Origin of the sequence: Gibbsiella dentisursi (assembly GCF_039539505.1) — a bacterium.
Classification (GTDB): domain Bacteria; phylum Pseudomonadota; class Gammaproteobacteria; order Enterobacterales; family Enterobacteriaceae; genus Gibbsiella; species Gibbsiella quercinecans.
On the sequence record NZ_BAABDG010000007.1, the window covers coordinates 297,428 to 315,280 of the forward strand.

At 58.6% G+C, this 17,853-nt stretch carries 19 protein-coding genes; 4 read left to right on the forward strand and 15 right to left on the reverse strand.

Annotated elements, in window-relative coordinates; all coding sequences use genetic code 11:
- Positions 1-212 precede the first annotated feature (212 nt).
- The 3 genes from yfcG to ABFX35_RS15610 all read left to right on the forward strand — a co-directional run bounded on the left by yfcG (position 213) and on the right by ABFX35_RS15610 (position 2,302).
- Positions 213-842 carry a GSH-dependent disulfide bond oxidoreductase gene (gene yfcG / locus ABFX35_RS15600; protein WP_279022666.1) on the forward strand — a complete coding sequence of 210 codons (630 nt, stop codon included), beginning with the start codon at positions 213-215 and terminating at the stop codon, positions 840-842.
- Between the two features lie 107 nt (positions 843-949).
- The gene (gene folX, locus ABFX35_RS15605; protein WP_346082122.1) at positions 950-1,321 is read left to right on the forward strand and encodes a dihydroneopterin triphosphate 2'-epimerase; all 372 of its coding nucleotides are present in this window, start codon (positions 950-952) and stop codon (positions 1,319-1,321) included.
- Between the two features lie 78 nt (positions 1,322-1,399).
- A complete protein-coding gene (locus ABFX35_RS15610; RefSeq protein ID WP_279022664.1) occupies positions 1,400-2,302 on the forward strand; it encodes a TIGR01777 family oxidoreductase in 903 nt (300 codons plus the stop codon).
- 43 nt (positions 2,303-2,345) lie between these two features.
- Here ABFX35_RS15610 and hisP read toward each other — a convergent pair whose 3' ends face one another.
- From hisP to ABFX35_RS15685, 15 genes are all read right to left on the reverse strand, one after another.
- On the reverse strand, positions 2,346-3,119 hold the full coding sequence (gene hisP, locus ABFX35_RS15615; protein ID WP_095849118.1) for a histidine ABC transporter ATP-binding protein HisP: 774 nt from the start codon (positions 3,117-3,119) through the stop codon (positions 2,346-2,348).
- Between the two features lie 20 nt (positions 3,120-3,139).
- The gene (locus tag ABFX35_RS15620) at positions 3,140-3,847 is read right to left on the reverse strand and encodes an ABC transporter permease (protein ID WP_095847957.1); all 708 of its coding nucleotides are present in this window, start codon (positions 3,845-3,847) and stop codon (positions 3,140-3,142) included.
- Positions 3,844-4,530 carry a histidine ABC transporter permease HisQ gene (locus tag ABFX35_RS15625; protein ID WP_095847956.1) on the reverse strand — a complete coding sequence of 229 codons (687 nt, stop codon included), beginning with the start codon at positions 4,528-4,530 and terminating at the stop codon, positions 3,844-3,846. Before ABFX35_RS15625 ends, ABFX35_RS15620 begins: the two co-directional genes overlap by 4 nt.
- 127 nt (positions 4,531-4,657) lie before the next feature.
- The gene (locus ABFX35_RS15630) at positions 4,658-5,437 is read right to left on the reverse strand and encodes a lysine/arginine/ornithine ABC transporter substrate-binding protein (RefSeq protein ID WP_279022662.1); all 780 of its coding nucleotides are present in this window, start codon (positions 5,435-5,437) and stop codon (positions 4,658-4,660) included.
- A gap of 374 nt (positions 5,438-5,811) precedes the next feature.
- Entirely contained in the window at positions 5,812-6,384 is a 573-nt protein-coding gene (locus ABFX35_RS15635; protein WP_346082123.1) for a UbiX family flavin prenyltransferase, read from the reverse strand.
- A 211-nt stretch (positions 6,385-6,595) separates the two neighbouring features.
- Entirely contained in the window at positions 6,596-8,113 is a 1,518-nt protein-coding gene (gene purF, locus ABFX35_RS15640) for an amidophosphoribosyltransferase (protein ID WP_121553195.1), read from the reverse strand.
- A 21-nt stretch (positions 8,114-8,134) separates the two neighbouring features.
- Positions 8,135-8,635: a colicin V production protein gene (gene cvpA / locus ABFX35_RS15645; protein ID WP_095847952.1), complete on the reverse strand. Its 501-nt coding sequence runs from the start codon at positions 8,633-8,635 to the stop codon at positions 8,135-8,137.
- A 199-nt stretch (positions 8,636-8,834) separates the two neighbouring features.
- A complete protein-coding gene (dedD, locus tag ABFX35_RS15650; RefSeq protein WP_346082124.1) occupies positions 8,835-9,572 on the reverse strand; it encodes a cell division protein DedD in 738 nt (245 codons plus the stop codon).
- Positions 9,573-10,838 carry a bifunctional tetrahydrofolate synthase/dihydrofolate synthase gene (folC, locus tag ABFX35_RS15655; protein ID WP_279022658.1) on the reverse strand — a complete coding sequence of 422 codons (1,266 nt, stop codon included), beginning with the start codon at positions 10,836-10,838 and terminating at the stop codon, positions 9,573-9,575.
- Between the two features lie 153 nt (positions 10,839-10,991).
- Positions 10,992-11,900, reverse strand: a complete 909-nt coding sequence (gene accD / locus ABFX35_RS15660; protein ID WP_279022656.1) for an acetyl-CoA carboxylase, carboxyltransferase subunit beta — start codon at positions 11,898-11,900, stop codon at positions 10,992-10,994.
- 229 nt (positions 11,901-12,129) lie between these two features.
- Positions 12,130-12,789, reverse strand: a complete 660-nt coding sequence (locus ABFX35_RS15665) for a DedA family protein (RefSeq protein ID WP_095847948.1) — start codon at positions 12,787-12,789, stop codon at positions 12,130-12,132.
- Positions 12,790-12,848: 59 nt separating this feature from the next.
- Positions 12,849-13,661, reverse strand: a complete 813-nt coding sequence (truA, locus tag ABFX35_RS15670; RefSeq protein WP_279022653.1) for a tRNA pseudouridine(38-40) synthase TruA — start codon at positions 13,659-13,661, stop codon at positions 12,849-12,851.
- The gene (locus ABFX35_RS15675; RefSeq protein WP_279022651.1) at positions 13,661-14,671 is read right to left on the reverse strand and encodes an aspartate-semialdehyde dehydrogenase; all 1,011 of its coding nucleotides are present in this window, start codon (positions 14,669-14,671) and stop codon (positions 13,661-13,663) included. The genes truA and ABFX35_RS15675 overlap by 1 nt, the downstream gene beginning before the upstream one ends.
- Positions 14,672-14,824: 153 nt before the next feature.
- Positions 14,825-15,946 carry a 4-phosphoerythronate dehydrogenase PdxB gene (pdxB, locus tag ABFX35_RS15680; protein ID WP_346082125.1) on the reverse strand — a complete coding sequence of 374 codons (1,122 nt, stop codon included), beginning with the start codon at positions 15,944-15,946 and terminating at the stop codon, positions 14,825-14,827.
- A 75-nt stretch (positions 15,947-16,021) separates the two neighbouring features.
- Positions 16,022-16,795, reverse strand: a complete 774-nt coding sequence (locus ABFX35_RS15685) for an AraC family transcriptional regulator (RefSeq protein ID WP_279022648.1) — start codon at positions 16,793-16,795, stop codon at positions 16,022-16,024.
- A 124-nt stretch (positions 16,796-16,919) separates the two neighbouring features.
- Here ABFX35_RS15685 and ABFX35_RS15690 point away from each other — a divergent pair, with 124 nt between their 5' ends.
- Positions 16,920-17,828: a DMT family transporter gene (locus ABFX35_RS15690; RefSeq protein ID WP_279022646.1), complete on the forward strand. Its 909-nt coding sequence runs from the start codon at positions 16,920-16,922 to the stop codon at positions 17,826-17,828.
- Positions 17,829-17,853: the final 25 nt, after the last annotated feature.

The window sequence follows — 17,853 nt, forward strand, 5'->3', positions numbered from 1 at the left end:
ATCTGGATCAAGCAACTCGCGATCGCCTACGCTGAACTGATATCCTAAGCCGCGTGATTGAGAACCATTTCACTGCGCCGTACGCAGGCTCGCTATCGCCGGGTGGTTTGATCCTTCAGGTTCACAGACGGCGTGCGGCGGCTGATTAGCCTTTTGGCGCCAACCGGCCCATGTTTCATCTTATGACGATGTTTTACAAGGAGTATCACTACATGATTGACCTGTATTACGCACCGACGCCCAACGGCCATAAGATAACCCTGTTCCTGGAAGAGGTTGGCTTACCCTATCGCCTTCACCCTGTGAATATCAGCGCCGGCGATCAGTTCAAACCCGAGTTTCTCGCCATCTCGCCCAACAATAAAATCCCGGCGATCGTCGATCGCAGCCCGGTCGACGGCGGCGCGCCGATCTGCCTGTTCGAATCCGGCGAGATCCTGCTTTATCTGGCAGAAAAAACCGGCAAACTGTTGAGCAAAAGCCTGCGCGAACGCGCGGCCACATTGCAGTGGTTGTTCTGGCAGGTGGCCGGCTTTGGCCCCATGCTCGGGCAAAATCACCACTTCACCCACTATGCGCCGCAGCCGGTTCCCTATGCCATCGAGCGCTACCAGTTGGAAACCAAACGCCTGTACGGCGTGCTGGAAGCGGAGCTGCAAAAGCACCCGTACCTGGGGGGCGATAATTACAGCATCGCGGATATCGCCACCTACCCCTGGGCCGCGGCGCATGCCCGCCAACGTATCGATCTGGCGGACTACCCGGCGGTGCGCAACTGGTACGAGCGTATCGGCAACCGCCCAGCCACCCAACGCGCCTATCAGAAGGCTGACCAGGCCTGACGGAGGGATGAGCTGCCGCCGGCGGCTCATCGCCGGCACCCCGCATTATATTTTCCCTACTTTCCGTGTATTCTGGGCGAAAACATTCAGCTCACGGAGAATTACTGATGTCATTTAGCCAACCTGACGCCATTATTCGTATAAAAAATCTACGGTTACGCACATTTGTCGGTATCAAGGAAGAAGAGATCAATAACCGCCAGGATGTCCTGATCAATGTAGCAATCCACTACCCCGCCGATAAAGCCCGCAACAGCGAAGACATTGCCGACGCCCTCAATTACCGCACCATTACCAAAGCCATCATCCGGCATGTGGAAGATAACCGTTTCGCGCTGCTGGAAAAATTAACCCAGGATGTGCTCGATATTGTGAAACAGCACCCGTGGGTGACCTATGCTGAAGTAGAAATAGACAAATTGCTGGCGCTGCGCTACGCCGATTCGGTTTCCATGACCATGAGCTATCGCCGGGGCTAACAACCCGTTATTCAGCGGCGAACCTGGCAGCGCAGCGTTACCCTGCCCTTCACGGGGTACAGCCAAAGGGAGATCTCCATGCGTATCCTGATTACCGGCGCAACAGGGCTGATAGGCAGCACACTGACGCAGCGCCTGCTCACTCAGGGCCATAGCATCACCGTACTGACGCGCAGCGTACAGCGGGCGCGCAAGCTGTTTGGCGAGCAAGCCAGCTACTGGCCCTCGCTGGCGGAACAGCGCGATCTCGACGGCATTGACGCCGTCATCAACCTGGCCGGCGAACCGATCGCCAACAAACGCTGGAGCAACACCCAGAAGGAACGGCTATGCCAAAGCCGCTGGGCGCTGACCGAGCGGTTGGCCGCCCTGTGCCACGCCAGCCGCCGCCCCCCGCAGGTGCTGATTTCCGGCTCCGCCGTCGGCTATTACGGCGATCAGGGCCAGGCGGTCGTCACCGAAGACACCCCGGCGCACGACGAATTCACCCACCAGCTATGCCAACGTTGGGAAGCCTTGGCCCTAAGGGCGCAAAGCCGCGAAACGCGGGTCTGCCTGCTGCGCACCGGCGTGGTGCTGGCCGCCAACGGCGGCGCGCTGGCGAAAATGCTGCCCCCGTTTCGTTTGGGCCTCGGCGGGCCGATAGGCGAGGGTAGCCAGTACCTGCCGTGGATCCATCTTGACGACATGGTTGGCGGCATCCTCTTCCTGCTGGCTGACGCTAACCAGCAGGGGCCGTTCAATATGGTGGCGCCCAATCCGGTGCATAACGAACAGTTTACCACCCAGCTCGCCAGGGTGCTCAACCGCCCGGCGTTTCTGCGCGTGCCGGCCTTCGCCATGAAGATAATGATGGGGGAAGCGGCGGTTCTGGTGCTCGGCGGGCAGCACGCCATCCCGAAACGGTTGGAACAGGCGGGATTCAGCTTCCGCTACAGCGAACTGGCGCCGGCGCTGGAGAACGTGATAAACGGCAAGTAGAGCGCCGCGCCGCACGCACGGTGCGGGCGCGGCTCGCGGCGGCTTATTTCAATGCGCCGGAAAGGAACTGCTGCAGGCGGGGGCTTTTCGGGTTGCCAAACAGCTCATCCGGCGGCCCCTGTTCTTCGATAACCCCCTGGTGCAGGAAGATCACATGGCTGGAAACGTGGCGCGCAAACTCCATTTCGTGCGTCACCACCACCATGGTTTTCCCCTCTTCGGCCAGTTTCTGCATGATGCGCAACACTTCGCCCACCAGCTCTGGATCCAGCGCTGAAGTCGGTTCATCAAACAGCAGCACCTCTGGCTCCATCGCCAACGCGCGGGCGATCGATACGCGTTGCTGTTGGCCGCCGGAGAGATGCACCGGATATTTACCACGCGCACGCTCGTCGATCCCCACCTTGTCCAGATAGCGTATGGCGCGCTCACGCGATTCCGCCTTGCTCAGCCCCAGCACCTGGATCGGCGCTTCCATCACGTTCTCCAGCACCGTCATATGGCTCCACAGGTTGAAATGCTGGAAGACCATCGTCAGGCGGGTGCGCAACAGCTGCAGCTGTTTTTTATCAAATACCTTAAGCTGCCCGTCTTTATCCCGCACCATGCGGATATCTTCATTGTTCAGGCTGATGGAGCCTTCGCTGGGCTTTTCCAGGAAGTTGATGCAACGCAGGAAGGTACTCTTGCCGGAGCCGGAGGAACCGATAATGCTGATCACGTCCCCCGCGTTCGCCGCCAGTGAAACCCCTTTCAATACTTCGTGTTCGCCATAGTGCTTATGCAACTCCGTGACGGCCAATTTTTTATCAGACATAGCGTTGTTCCCGTCATTCATCAATGTTGTTTAATGTGTACCATCCAGCGTTTTTCCGCCTTGCGGAACAGGCTGACAAGCGCATAAGAAATCACCAAATACAGCACCGCCGCAATGCCGAAGGCGTAGAACGGTTGGTAAGTGGCCGAGTTGATGTCACGCGCGATCTTCAGCAGATCCGGCACGGTGGCGGTAAAGGCCAGTGCGGTGGAGTGCAGCATCAAAATCACTTCATTGCTGTAAGCCGGCAATGCGGTGCGCAGCGCCGAAGGCAGAATGATACAGCGGTACATTTTGAAGCGTGAAAAGCCATAGGCTTCGGCCGCTTCAATTTCGCCATAAGGCACGGCACGGATCGCGCCGGCAAAGATTTCGGTGGTATAGGCGCAGGTGTTAAGCGTCAGCGCCAGGATGGTGCAGTTAAGCCCGCTGCGGAAAAACGCATTGAGAAACTCGCTGCCGCGCACGATCTCCAGGCTGTACATGCCGGAATAGAACACCAGCAGTTGCACATACAGCGGCGTGCCGCGGAACACATAGGTGTAAAACCACACCGGCAGGCGTATCCACGCAATGGAGGAAACCCGCCCCACCGCCATCGGTATCGCCAGCAGGCCGCCGAACACCACGGAAAGAATCAGCAGCCACAAGGTAACGGCCACGCCGGTAAAACGGTAGCCATCACTCCATAGCAGCGACTGCCAGTATTGCTGCAGGATCTCGATCATAGCTCCGCCCTCTTCACGCCCAGCGAATAACGCCGTTCAAGCCACAGCAACACACCGTTGGATACCGTGGTAAAAAACAGATAAACCGCACCGGCCACCAGCGCGTAAAACATCGGCTGATAGGTGCCCTTGCCCGCCAACTGCGTGGCTTTCACCACATCGTTCAGGCCAAGAATCGACACCAGCGCCGTCGCTTTCAGGATCACCTGCCAGTTATTGCCGATCCCGGGCAGCGCGTAGCGCATCATCGCCGGGAACATGATACGGCGGAAGATTTGGCTGCCGGTGAAGCCATAAGCGGTCGCCGCTTCAATCTGCCCGCGCGGTACCGCCAGGTAGGCGCCGCGGAAGGTTTCGGTGAAATAGGCGCCGTAAATAAAGGCCAGGGTAATAATACCGGCACCGAGAGGATCGATATCAATTTGTGCAACACCGAAAAACTCGGTGATATTGTTCAAAACAATCTGCAGGCCATAGAAAATCAACAGCATCAACACCAGATCCGGCACACCACGGATCAGTGTGGTGTAAGCGCCGAACAGCGAGGAGATTATGCGGTTTTGCGACAGTTTGCCGGCCGCGCCGATCAGACCGATCGCCACCGCCAGCAACACGGAACTGATCGCCAGTTCCAGCGTCACCAAAGCGCCTTCATAGATAATTTGGGAATAGCCTTGCAGCATTACTGGGCCCTGTCGTCATTATTCGTGAACTTCCAGAGAGGCACGCCTTCCCTGGCTGCAAGACAGGCTTGCAGTTCGCAGGGGCCGGTATACGGCCCCGTAGTTACCCTTCGGTAGGGCGTGTGGATTAACCGCCGTAGACGTCAAAATCGAAGTATTTTTTCGCAATCGTGTCGTAAGTACCGTCTTTACGCATTTCAGCGAAGGCTTTATCCAGCGCGGTTTTCAGCTCGGTGTCACCTTTGCGCAGCCCCATACCGGTGCCAACGCCAAAGAATTTATCGTCTTTCACCGCTTCGCCAGCGAAAGCATAGTTCTTGCCCGGGGGTTGTTTCAGGAAGCCGTCGCTGCCCGCCACTTCATCCTGGAATGCCGCATCGATACGCCCGGAAGCCAGATCGGCGTAGACCAGGTCCTGATTCTGGTAAGGCACAACCGTCACCCCTTTCGGCTGCCACAAGGCATTGGCGTAGGCTTCCTGTGTGGTGCCCTGCAGCACCCCAACGCTCTTGCCTTTGAGTGATTCAATCGTCGGCAGAATGCTTGAGCCTTTCGGTGCGATCAGCCGTGCGTTGGCCGCATACAGCTTGTCGGTAAAGTCGATTTCTTGCTGGCGTTTTTCAGTGATGGAAAGTGACGAAATAATGGCGTCGATTTTCTTGGCTTTCAGGGAAGGGATCAATGCATCAAAATCGCTCTCCACAAAAGTGCATTGGGTCTTTATACGTTTACACAGCTCTTTTGCCAAATCGATATCAAAGCCGACCAACTCCCCCTGCGCGTTTTTCGATTCGAATGGCGCATAGGTAGGATCGGTACCGATCTTTAATGGCGATGGAATCGCAGCGAATGCGCTGTGCAATGCACAGGCCATAAGCAGAGGAAGAATCAAAACCCGCTTTTTCATACATTACCCTCAATTGTTTTTGATGCCGCCTGGGCATGCTGTCATTATCCGCCAACGCGGGCCGGCAAAGCTGGCGCGTATCACATGTGACGGTTAACCACAGAATAAAAACCTACCCTATCCATCCGTATTAACTGCAGCAATCATGCCACATTTGCCATTGCCGGCCACAAGATGCGTGTCAAGCGCCCCGGGATGCGAATATGGCTACCATCAGCACAGAATTCGAACGTTCACACCCAGGCCGGCGCCCAGCCCATGACGAATAATTAAACACGGAAACAGCAGGGTTAAAATGGGTGATCCATTAAAGTGCAGACAAAGCACCACATTGGTGCAGTGTTGCATAAATGTATCAATATGGGGATTAACGGCTAATGGCTGCCCTGCCAGCGGGCAAACAAGTCGTGCGGCAAGGCAATATCGAACTGATCGATCACCCGGTTGACGGTCTGATCGATAATCGCTTCTACGCTGGTGGGTTGATGATAAAACGCCGGCATCGGCGGCATGATGATCGCCCCCATTTCCGCCGCCTGCGTCATCAGGCGCAGATGCCCCAGATGCAGCGGCGTTTCACGCACGCACAGCACCAAACGGCGGCTTTCTTTCAATACCACATCGGCGGCGCGGGTCAGCAGACCGTCGCTATAGCTGTTGACAATGCCGGATAACGTTTTAATCGAACAGGGTAAAATCACCATGCCGAGCGTTTTGAACGAGCCGGAAGAGATACTGGCGCCGATATCGCGCGTATCGTGCACCACATCGGCCAACGCCTGCACGTCACGCAGACTGAGCGGCGTTTCCAACGCCAGCGTCTGGCGCGCGGCGTTGCTCATCACCAGGTGGGTTTCCACATCGTCAACCGAACGCAATACCTGCAGCATACGCACGCCGTAGATAGCGCCGCTGGCGCCAGAAATACCGATGATGAGTCGTTTCATTCGCAGGCCTCTGCCTTGGGGATAAATCAGGGCGACTTTGCCGCAATACGGGCGAATAAGCAAGCCGTAACGGCGCGATGCACCACCAGCAAACCGGCCTGCACCATTTTAGCCAGCAGAAAATAGCGCCGTGCCGGTGATGAAAAACACAGGGCGAGGCCCCCAAAAGGGAACCTCGCCCACGATCACCGCCTGTAAACCTGCAGGAAAGTTAACCTTCGTTGTGCATTTCCAGGTTTTCGGCTTCCGCCTGGCCGCGCAGCGCCTTGGCGTCGTCGTTACGCAACGACTCCAGGTACTCCAGATAGCCCTGATCGACGTCCTTGGTCACGTAAATGCCGTTGAAGACCGAGCATTCAAACTGGGTGATATCCGGGTTCTCTTCGTTCACCGCGGCGATCAAATCCTCCAGGTTCTGGAAGATCAGCCCGTCGGCGCCGATAAGCTGGCGGATTTCATCCACTTCGCGGCCATGCGCGATCAGTTCATTGGCGCTTGGCATGTCGATGCCGTACACGTTAGGGAAGCGAATTTCCGGTGCGGCAGACGCCAGATAAACCCGTTTGGCGCCGGCGTCGCGCGCCATTTCCACGATTTGTTCTGACGTGGTGCCGCGCACGATGGAATCGTCCACCAGCAGCACATTCTTGTCGCGGAACTCGGCGCGGTTGGCATTCAGCTTGCGGCGTACGGATTTACGGCGCGCCTGCTGCCCCGGCATGATGAAGGTACGGCCGACGTAGCGGTTTTTTACAAACCCCTGGCGATACGGCTTGTTCAGGATACGGGCGATCTCCAGCGCGATATCGCAAGAGGTTTCCGGGATCGGGATCACCACGTCAATATCCAAATCTTCCCATTCGCGGGCAATTTTCTCGCCCAACTTTTGCCCCATGCGCACACGGGCGCTGTACACCGAAATCTTGTCCATGAAAGAGTCCGGGCGGGCAAAGTAAACGTATTCGAACAGGCAAGGGTTGGTTTTCGGGTTCTCCGCGCACTGACGGGTGAACAACTGCCCCTTTTCCGTGATGTACACCGCTTCGCCCGGCGCCACATCGCGCAGGAACTCAAAGCCCAGGGTATCCAGCGCCACGCTTTCGGAAGCAACCATATACTCGTTGCGGCCGTCTTCCAGCGTGCGTTTGCCAATCACCAGCGGCCGAATGCCGTGCGGATCGCGAAACGCCAGCAGGCCATGGCCGATGATCATCGCCACGCAGGCATAAGCGCCGCGCAGTTGCTGATGCATAGCCGCCACGGCGGTAAAGATGTCGTCGGCGCCCAACGGATAATGCGGGAAACGGTCCAGCTCGGTGGCCAGTACGTTCAGTAGAATCTCGGAGTCGGAGGTGGTGTTGACATGGCGGCGCCCGTTTTCAAACAGCGCCTGGCGTAATTCGTGAGCGTTGGTCAGATTACCGTTATGCGCCAGCGTAATGCCGAACGGCGAGTTGACGTAGAAGGGCTGAGCCTCGGAGGCGCTGGAGCTGCCGGCCGTGGGGTAACGCACATGGCCGATCCCCATATTCCCCTGCAGACGCTGCATATGACGTGCTTCAAACACGTCTTTCACCAGACCGTTTGCCTTACGCAGACGGAACCCGTTATGCGCATCGATAGTGACGATGCCTGCGGCATCCTGACCACGATGCTGAAGCACCGTCAATGCATCATAAATCGACTGGTTAACCGGCATAAAACCGGCGATACCGACAATACCGCACATGTTGTCTTTTCCTCTAAGCCGCTACCGCCCCGGTAAGTGGGCCGGTAAGAAACTCGACGTGCTCTGCAGATAGTCAAAAAACCACCTGATGATATAACTGAACTGCGGGATTAACTGTGACTGTTTCCAGTCTTCACTGTGTGAAAAGTCGGTAAAGGTATCCAGAAAGAACAGGATGGCCGCGACGATAAGCACCCCACGCAGCGCCCCGAAACAGATGCCCAGCACCCGATCGGTTCCTGACAGCCCGGTTTTTTCCACCAACGAGCTAATCACATAGTTAACAATCGCCCCGACGATCAGGGTCGCGATAAACAGGATAGTAATCGCGATACCATTTCGCACCAGTTCATCTTGAAAACGCGTGAAATAGACGGCAAGAGATGGGTAGAAATGGCTGGCAACAAAAAACGCACATCCCCAAGTCACAAGTGACAAAGCTTCGCGGACAAAACCGCGGATCAGGCTGACCAGAGCAGAAAAGCCAATCAGCGCAATAATGACGTAATCAATCCAGACCATGAACTATTCCAATAGTGAATCGCCCCTGCGTCCAATCGCGGCGAATTCTAACAGAAAAAGAAAACGTTTGCGTAGGGGATTTTCCCGAGCGCCGCAAATAAAAATCGGCGATGAAATAATTCCCAGCCGCCTCACAGGGATAGGCGATCGCCCCCGCACGGAGCTTACCACAGGGGCGGCGGGGGCCGCCCCTTGGCCGTTAGCGCACGCCGTACGGTTTGATCTGCCCACTCAATCCGCTGAGCGAGTTCAACTCCGGCAGCGCCGCCTGCAGTTTTTGCCGCGATGCATCCGGGCCAACGTAAATGCGGGTGATCTGCCCCTGCACCGGCGTTGCCGGCACGGTAAAGGCGCGGTGGCCGGATAACCGCAGCGAAGCGACGATCTCATTCACTTTGGCCGCGTTTTTCAGCGCCCCCAACTGCACCACGTAGGCCTGCCCCGCCGGCGCTTTTTCTTCGGCCGGTTTGGTTTCTGCCGGTTTAGGCTGCTCCACCGGTTTTGGCGCGGGCTTCACTTCCGGCTTCGGCACCGGTTTAGGCTTCGGCTCAACAGGCTTGGGTTCCACCGGTTTCACTTCGGCCGGCTTCGGTTTCGGCTGCGGCGCCGGTTTGCTTTCGGCCACCGCCGGCGGCGCAACGGCGGCAGGCTGCTGCTGCGCCGCCTGGTTGGCCGCCTGCTGCATGGCCGCTTCATTCGCCGCCTGCTGTTCTACCAGCGAAGCGGCGCCTTCCGGCGGTTGCGCCGGCAATGGCTGGCTAACCGGCGGCACCACGTCGGATTCTTCTACATCGCCGGGTTTCGGCACTAATGGGATTGCCGCAAACTCATCCTGATAGTGTTTCTTTTTGCCGTCCAGCAGCCCAGGCAGGATAATCACGCCCAGCGCCACCAGTATCACGGTCCCAACCAGACGGTTCTGAAATTTGCTTGCCACTCACTCTCCCCGTATCTCGTCTAACGCCGCCATCACGTGCGCAACGGTGTGGAACGATCCACAGACGATCACAATATCCTGTTTTTCTGCGTCCTGCATCGCCTGGCGCCAGGCGCTTGCAACATCGGCGAATTGCCGCGGCTGCGCTAAATGCTGGGCCAGCAGATCAACGCTTGCGCCACGCGGGCCTTCCAACGGCGCACAGTACCATTCATCCACTTCAGGCGCCAGGCAGGCCAGGGTGCCGGCGATGTCTTTATCCGCCAACATCCCCACAACGGCGCGCACCTTGCCGCCATTACGCGGCAACTGCGCCAGGCGGCTGGCCAGATAGCCGGCAGCATGTGGATTATGCGCCACGTCGAGGATCAACGTTGGCTCCTGCTGCACGATCTGGAAACGCCCTGGCAACAGCGCCTGCTGCAACCCGGTGAAAATCGCGCGCTCGTCCACTTCCAGCGCCGCATAGTGCAATGCAGCCAGCGCCGTCGCCGCATTGGCCAGCGGCACGTTCGGCATCGGCAAATCGGTCAACAGCGTGCCGTCGCCCTGCCACTGCCAGCGCTCGCCCTGCACGCTGAACGACCAGGCTTCGCCGCGGCGGTACAGCTTCGCTCCCAGCGATTGCGCCACCTGGGCAATGCTGGCCGGCATATCCGGCTCGCCGACCACCGCCGGTTTGCCGGCGCGGAAAATCCCGGCTTTCTCGCGGCCGATGCTCTCGCGGTTATCGCCCAGCCAATCGGTGTGATCCAACGCAATGCTGGTGATCACCGCCACATCGGGATCGACGATATTGGTGGCATCCAGGCGCCCGCCCAAGCCCACTTCCATGATCACAACATCGAGCCGCGCCTGTTTGAACAACTGCAGCGCCGCCAGCGTACCAAACTCGAAATAGGTCAGCGACGTCTCACCGCGCCCGGCTTCAACCGCCGCGAACGCGCGGCAGTGTTCGGCTTCGCTCAGTTCCTGGCCCTGGATCCGCACCCGCTCGGTGTAGCGGATCAGGTGCGGCGAGCTGTACACCCCCACCTTCAACCCGGCGGCCAGCAAAATGGCCTCCAGCGTGCGGCAGGTGGTGCCCTTGCCATTGGTGCCGGCAACGGTGAATACGGTCGGAGCGGGGGAAAGAAGATCAAGCTGCGTTGCAACACGCTGAACGCGTGCTAGCCCAAGTTCGATGGCCTGGCTGTGCAGACGCTCCAGATAGTAAAGCCACGCGCTGAGTGACGACGTGGCCTGGGGGATTTGGTGGTTTTGCATGCGTCCCATCACTGATTGGGTCATTAGTTCATCAGCGCACCACCGTCAACAGCGGCTAAGGGTGGTGCTCTCCGTTGCCAGCCAACGCTAAACCATAACACTGGCAAATTGCACACCGCGCGGCCTGGGCCGGCGCGGTGTTACCGCCTGAATTTAAGCATCCGCCTGGCTGTCCGGCGCAACCACCGGTGCCGTTTCGCCAAAGTTCGGCTGCGGCTGGTTGGTCAGCTTGGAAAGAATGCTGGCCAGCGTCTGGCGCAGCTCGGGGCGGCGCACGATCATGTCGATGGCCCCTTTTTCAATCAGGAACTCACTGCGCTGGAAACCAGGCGGCAGTTTTTCACGCACGGTTTGTTCGATCACGCGCGGGCCGGCGAAGCCAATCAGCGCCTTCGGCTCGGCGATGTTGATATCGCCAAGCATGGCCAGGCTGGCGGAAACGCCGCCCATGGTCGGATCGGTCAACACCGAGATATACGGCAGACCGCGCTCCTGCAATTTGGCCAGCGCAGCGCTGGTCTTCGCCATCTGCATCAGCGACATCAGCGCTTCCTGCATACGTGCGCCACCGCTGGCGGAGAAGCACACCAGCGGGCAGTTGTCTTCCAGCGCCTGTTCAACCGCACGCACAAAGCGCGCACCGACGACTGAAGACATGGAGCCGCCGATAAAGGCGAATTCAAACGCCGCCGCAACCACCGGCATGCCGTAGAGCGTGCCTTTCATCACCACCAGCGCATCTTTCTCGCCGGTCGCTTTCTGCGCCGCGCTCAGGCGGTCTTTATACTTTTTGGAATCCCTGAACTTCAGAACGTCTTTCGGTTCCAGTTCGCTGCCCAACTCAACTTCAGAGCCTTCATCCAGCAACGTGTGCAAGCGTGCGCGCGCAGACAAACGCATGTGGTGATCGCACTTCGGGCAAACTTCCAGATTACGCTCCAGCTCGGCGCGGTAAAGAACCTGGCCGCAGCTATCGCATTTGGTCCAAACCCCCTCGGGAATGCTCGCCTTACGGGTTTGTGTAATATTGCTTTTGTTAAGAATTCGTTCAATCCAGCTCATCGATGACCTTTCTGTTTGAACCTGGCAGACGCCAATCTGCTGTTCATGCTTTAGCAATCCCCTTGTGAACGCCCCCAAAGAAAAATGCCTGACAAAACGCGGCAAGCGCGCAACGCAGGCTTCGGGGTTGTTCACAGGAACAGACCTGTGAATGTCGCTCATTAAACCATATCGGCCCGGCGCTGTGGATAAAAAACTGGTCGAACCGATAGGTTAAGCGATGTTTTTGTTATTTTTGCTGGCGTGCAGCGGCGCGTTTATGGCGCCAAATTTCTACCACGCCCGGCAGAATCGAAACAATGATAATAGCAACAATCAAGAGTTTCAGGTTTTCTTGCACCACCGGTAAATCGCCAAACAGGTAGCCGGCGTAGGTAAACAGTAGCACCCACAGCAATGCCCCCGCCACGTTGTACGCGGCGAAATGGCGATAGGACATATGCCCCATACCCGCGACAAACGGTGCAAATGTCCGCACGATCGGCACAAAACGCGCCAGGATAATCGTCTTCCCGCCGTGCTTCTCATAAAACTGATGCGTTTTTTCCAGATAGCTGCGGCGGAAAATCTTCGAATCCGGATTGCTGAACAGCTTTTCGCCAAACAGCCGGCCGATGGTGTAATTCACCGCATCGCCGACGATGGCGGCAATCGCCATCAGCAGCACCATGGTGTGCACGTTCAAATCGTTACTGGGCAGTGCCGCCAGCGCGCCGGCGACAAACAGCAGAGAGTCCCCCGGCAAAAACGGCGTTACCACCAGGCCGGTTTCACAGAACAGGATCAGGAAAAGGATGGCGTACACCCACATGCCGTACTGCGCGACCAGCTCAGCCAGATGCACATCAATATGCAAAATAAAATCAACAAGGAACTTAATAATTTCCATAGATTCTCTCTTATGACCGGGCGAGCCACCCGCCCGGCGGATTAATCAGGGAACAATGCTTAATCATCAGGTAAAAACAGCGGCCCCAGAGTTGGCCGCGGTAATGCAAAATGCGCAGGATAATCCACGGAAACCAAATACAGCCCCCCTGCCCGCGCCGTCGCCGCCGCCAGATTGCGATCCTTCAACGCCAGCAGTTCAGCCATCCAGTTTTCATCCTGGTTGCCGCAGCCAATTTCCAGCAGGCTGCCGACAATGTTACGAACCATATGATGCACAAACGCATTCGCCTTGATATCTACCACGATATATTGCCCATGACGCGAAACTTTAACGTGTTTTACGTTTCTCCAGGGGGTACGCGATTGGCACTGCACGGCACGGAACGAGGTGAAGTCATTTTCCCCCAGCAATGCCTGTGCGGCGCGGTGCATACGGTCGGCGTCCAGCGGATGGTAAAAATGGGTGACGCCCTGTTGCAGCACGGCCGGGCGGTAGCGGTGATTGAAGATGATATAGCGGTAACGCCGCGCCGTAGCGCTAAAGCGCGCGTGGAAATCCGCCGGCACATCGGCCACCCAACGTACCGCGATGTCCGGCGGCAGGTGGGTATTCACCCCCATGGTCCAGGCGGCATCTTTGCGGCGCACGTTGGTTTCAAAGTGCGCCACCTGCCCAGTCGCGTGCACCCCGGCATCGGTACGGCCGGCGCAAAACACCACGATCGGCTCATCCGCGACTTTGCTCAGGGCCGCTTCCAGACAGCCCTGAATGCTGTCCACTTCCTGTTGGCGCTGCCAGCCGTAATAGCGGCTGCCATCATATTCAATACCCAGCGCAATTTTGTACGGTGGGGTTGCAACCTGTGACATCAGTACAACTGCTCCTGCAACAGGCGTTCGGCGGTTTCAATCGCCATCAGCGCGCCGCCAAAGCGCACATTATCAGCCACGGACCAAAATTGCAGCAGTTCCGGGATGCCGTAGTCATTGCGCAAGCAACCGATGCTCAACGCGTCGCTGCCGGAGGCTTCCGTCACCTGGGTGGGGTAATCGTCTTCTTCGCTCAGTTGGATATCCGCCGCCTGTGCATACTCCGCACGCGCTTCTTCGGCCGCCAGCGGGCGCAGTGCCTCAAGGTGCACCACCTGCGCATGGCCGTAAAACACCGGCGATTGCACGCAGCTCACCGAAATCGGCAGGCCGTCGTCCTGCAGTACTTTGCGCACCTGATCGACAATCAGCCGTTCTTCGCGCACGCTGCCCTGCTCGTCCGCCAGCAGCGGCAGCAGGTTAAACGCCAACTGTTTGCTGAACATGCCGGCTTCCGCCGGGATGCCGTTGAGCAGGCGCGCGCTTTGGCCTGCCAGTGCATCCACCGCGGCCTTGCCGCGTGAAGACACGGACATCAGCGTGGTGACGTGCAAACGGGCAAGGCCGGCCTGCTCCACCAGCGGTTTGATGGCGGTCAGTAACTGGCTCACCATACCGTCAGCCACCGCCACGATATTTCGGTTGCGGTAATCGGCCAGCGCCTGCGGGTTAACCCCCGGCACCACCAGCGGCACGTCCGGCTCCAGCGCAAACAGGCCGCTGCTGTCGATCACCAGGCAGCCCATGTTGCCCGCGTCTTCGGCATAGCGGGCCGAGGCTTCGCTGCCGGCGACGAAAAACGCCAACTGGGCCTGCGACCAGTCAAACTGCGCCGCGTCCTGCACCTGCAGGGATTTACCGTCGAAGCGCACCGTTTCGCCGGCGCTGCGTTCACTGGCCAAAGGATAGAGTTCACCCACCGGGAACTGACGTTCCTGCAACAATTCCAGCAACGCTTCCCCTACTGCGCCCGTAGCGCCGAGCAGAGCGATATTCCAGCCGTCAGACATTGGGTTTTCTCCAGAGTATGTCGTTCAAATGCAGACGGGCGTTACCGCCCTGGCCTTCCACACCCGCGTGGAAGGCGTTGGCGATACAACGCCCGCAGAGTAAAAATGTTGTCGCGGGTTGCCGATGGCCCCCCATGCCGCGCTACGGCAAGCTTATTGCACGGTGAAGCCCAGTTGGTGCAACAGTTCGGCGCTGGCGCTGTCATCACAGCGTACGCGCAGCGATGACCATTCGCGGCGCTCCTGATACTGCTTGCGCAAGCGATCGAACTCGCCGGGCTGGCCGGCCACTTTACGCAGCGGCGCGTCATCGCGGCGCACATCATACACCAAGTGCATCAATCGTTTTAACTTCGCGTCATCCAGCGGCCCGTGCAGGCGGATTTCACTGAATGCCGGCACCGGCAGCAGCGCCGCCAGCTCAACCTGCTGTGGCCGATCAAGATACTGACTAAAGGCTTCAAACACCTGCGTGGTGCCGCGCGCTTTGCCTTCCAACGAATAGCCGGCGATGTGCGCGGTACCGATATCCACCCGCGCCAGCAGCGGCAGAGAAAGCGCCGGCTCCGGCTCCCAGACGTCCAGCACCGTGCTCAATTTCTTGCCTTGCTCCAGCGCCTGCAGCAGCGCCGCGTTGTCGACCACCGGGCCGCGGCAAGCATTGATCAGGATCCGGTTATCCGGCAACGCCGCCAGCAGCTCGGCATCAGCCAGGTGCAGGGTGTTATACGGGCCGGATTTATTCAGCGGCGTGTGGAAGGTCAACACATCGGCTTCCGCCACCAGTTTTTCCAGCGGCCAAAACGCCCCGGCGTCGCCACGCGCGGCGCGCGGCGGATCGCACAGCAGCGTGCGCACGCCCAGCGCCTTCAGGCGCGCATCCAGCCGCGAACCCACGTTGCCGACCCCGATGATGCCGACCGTTTTATCACGCAGTTGAAAGCCGTCGCGCTCGGCCAGCAACATCAGCGCAGAAAATACATATTCAACCACCGCAATGGCGTTGCAGCCCGGCGCGGCGGAAAAGGCAATGCCAGCCTGTTTCAACCAGGCGTCGTCAACGTGATCGGTGCCGGCGGTGGCACTGCCGACAAAGCCGATGCGCGTGCCGGCCAACAGTTCTTCATTCACTTTGGTCACCGAACGCACCATCAGGGCGCCCGCATCAGCCAGCGCATCACGTGGGATCGGGCGCCCGGGCACCGCCCGCACTTCCCCCAAACGGCTGAACAGCTCAGCCGCATACGGCATATTTTCATCAACCAGGATTTTCACTTCGCTCTCCGGCGGGTTAAAACAGTGTTCGTCTGGCAATAGTTTGCCACTGAATGGCGCAGAAACCCAATGTTGTTATGCCCGGCGGAAACGCTCCGGCGTGGTGCCGGCGATCTGCTGGAACATAACGATAAACGCCGACGCCGAGCTGTACCCCACCTCCAGGGCAACCTCCTGCACGGTTTTGCCCTGCTCAAGCAATGAAGTGGCATACAGAAAGCGCAGGCGCTGGCGCCATTCGCTAAACGACATGCCCAGTTCCTGCTGGCAGCGGCGCGAAAGCGTGCGCTCGGTGGTATACACCCGCGCCGCCCACTGCGCCAGCGGCGTGTTGTCCGCCGGGCAGCGTTCCAGCGCCTGCAGCACCGGCGCCAAAAACTTGTCCCGCGAAGCAGGCAGATAGGCCTGTTGCTGCGGCGAACGGTGCAGTTGATCGATCAGCACCCGGCAAAGGCGCAAATCTTCCCGGGTCTGCGGCACATATTGCCGGCGGGCGTAAAAATCTTCGGCGATAGCACGAAAGATCGGCGTCACGTTAACCAGGCACGGTTCGGCCGGCATCCCGGCGCACAGCGGCTGCATGATATCCACCATCCTGCACTGCGCCTGCCTGCGGTTATAGCAAGAGTGCTCCAGCCCCGCCGGCGCCCACACCACAAACTCCGGCGGCGCCAAAAAGCGCTGGCCGCCGATGTTCAGCGCCATCACCCCGGCTTTTACCCACATCAGTTGCCCCCAGCTATGGCTGTGCGGCTGAAATTCTGTGTGCGCGTTGAAATCTTCGCAGCGAAACTGCACCGGGCGCGGAGCAAGAATGTGCTCGGCGGGAAAGTAACGGATCTCGGCCATCGTGTTAGCCCGTAGGTTGTCTTGTTTACGCAGCAATTTGTCTGGTTATCGTTATATATAATAAACCAGACACGCGTAAACTACCCGCTACGTTATCCGCAGTAAAATACGAAGATACAAGATTATGAACGCACTTTTCCCGTTGCTGGCGGTGTTCATCTGGTCTGTCAACGCCATCGTCAGTAAGCTTTCCGCGACCGCGATCGATCCTGCCGCCATCTCGTTCTACCGCTGGCTGCTGGCGCTGATAGCCCTGACGCCGATGGTGCTGCCGGGGCTGCTGCGCAATTGGCGCGCCGTACGCACCAACGGCTGGAAACTGTTGATTCTTGGCCTACTCGGCATGGTGCTGTACCAGAGCCTGGCCTACTATGCCGCGCACAGCGTCAGCGCGCTGTTTATGGGGATTATCGTTTCGCTGATCCCGCTGCTGACCATCCTGATCAGCATCTGGTTGCTGAACGTGGCGCCCACCCTTGGCGTGATGATTGGCAGTGTGCTATCGCTGGGCGGCATGGTGTGGCTGGTGAGCGGCGGCCAGCCGGGATTGCTGCTGGAACACGGCATCGGCAAGGGCGAACTGATGATGTTCGCCGCCGCCGCATCATACGCGCTGTACGGGGTGCTGACCAAACGCTGGGCAATCCCGATGCCGAACTGGCAGGCGCTGTATGTGCAGATCCTGTTCGGGGTGGTGCTGTTGCTGCCCAACTTCCTGCTGGCGCCGGATATCGGGCTCACCCGTGAGAACATCCCGCTGGTGCTGTTTGCCGGCATCCCGGCTTCAATCGCCGCGCCCTATCTGTGGATCCAGGGCGTAATGCGCATGGGCGCCAACACCGCGTCGATCTTTATGAACCTAGCGCCGGTATTTACCGCCGTGATCGCCGTGGCGTTCCTGCATGAGCATTTGCACAGCTACCACCTGATCGGCGGCGGCGCCACCCTGCTGGGGGTAATACTTTCCCAACGCCTGCGTACCCCGATCGGCCGTAAAAAACCGGCGGAACAGGCGAAAACCTGTAAAGACTGACGCTCGCCGCCGCGCTGGCTGAAAT

Coding starts and splice junctions, on each gene's coding strand:
- yfcG (WP_279022666.1), top strand. CDS start 213: ATGATTGACCTGTATTACGCACCGACGCCCAACGGCCATAAGATAACC.
- ABFX35_RS15675 (WP_279022651.1), bottom strand. CDS start 14,671: ATGTCTGACGGCTGGAATATCGCTCTGCTCGGCGCTACGGGCGCAGTA.
- ABFX35_RS15610 (WP_279022664.1), top strand. CDS start 1,400: ATGCGTATCCTGATTACCGGCGCAACAGGGCTGATAGGCAGCACACTG.
- ABFX35_RS15630 (WP_279022662.1), bottom strand. CDS start 5,437: ATGAAAAAGCGGGTTTTGATTCTTCCTCTGCTTATGGCCTGTGCATTG.
- folC (WP_279022658.1), bottom strand. CDS start 10,838: ATGCAAAACCACCAAATCCCCCAGGCCACGTCGTCACTCAGCGCGTGG.
- folX (WP_346082122.1), top strand. CDS start 950: ATGTCATTTAGCCAACCTGACGCCATTATTCGTATAAAAAATCTACGG.
- cvpA (WP_095847952.1), bottom strand. CDS start 8,635: ATGGTCTGGATTGATTACGTCATTATTGCGCTGATTGGCTTTTCTGCT.
- ABFX35_RS15665 (WP_095847948.1), bottom strand. CDS start 12,789: ATGGAAATTATTAAGTTCCTTGTTGATTTTATTTTGCATATTGATGTG.
- purF (WP_121553195.1), bottom strand. CDS start 8,113: ATGTGCGGTATTGTCGGTATCGCCGGTTTTATGCCGGTTAACCAGTCG.
- ABFX35_RS15690 (WP_279022646.1), top strand. CDS start 16,920: ATGAACGCACTTTTCCCGTTGCTGGCGGTGTTCATCTGGTCTGTCAAC.
- hisP (WP_095849118.1), bottom strand. CDS start 3,119: ATGTCTGATAAAAAATTGGCCGTCACGGAGTTGCATAAGCACTATGGC.
- ABFX35_RS15635 (WP_346082123.1), bottom strand. CDS start 6,384: ATGAAACGACTCATCATCGGTATTTCTGGCGCCAGCGGCGCTATCTAC.
- truA (WP_279022653.1), bottom strand. CDS start 13,661: ATGTCACAGGTTGCAACCCCACCGTACAAAATTGCGCTGGGTATTGAA.
- ABFX35_RS15620 (WP_095847957.1), bottom strand. CDS start 3,847: ATGATCGAGATCCTGCAGCAATACTGGCAGTCGCTGCTATGGAGTGAT.
- ABFX35_RS15625 (WP_095847956.1), bottom strand. CDS start 4,530: ATGCTGCAAGGCTATTCCCAAATTATCTATGAAGGCGCTTTGGTGACG.
- accD (WP_279022656.1), bottom strand. CDS start 11,900: ATGAGCTGGATTGAACGAATTCTTAACAAAAGCAATATTACACAAACC.
- ABFX35_RS15685 (WP_279022648.1), bottom strand. CDS start 16,795: ATGGCCGAGATCCGTTACTTTCCCGCCGAGCACATTCTTGCTCCGCGC.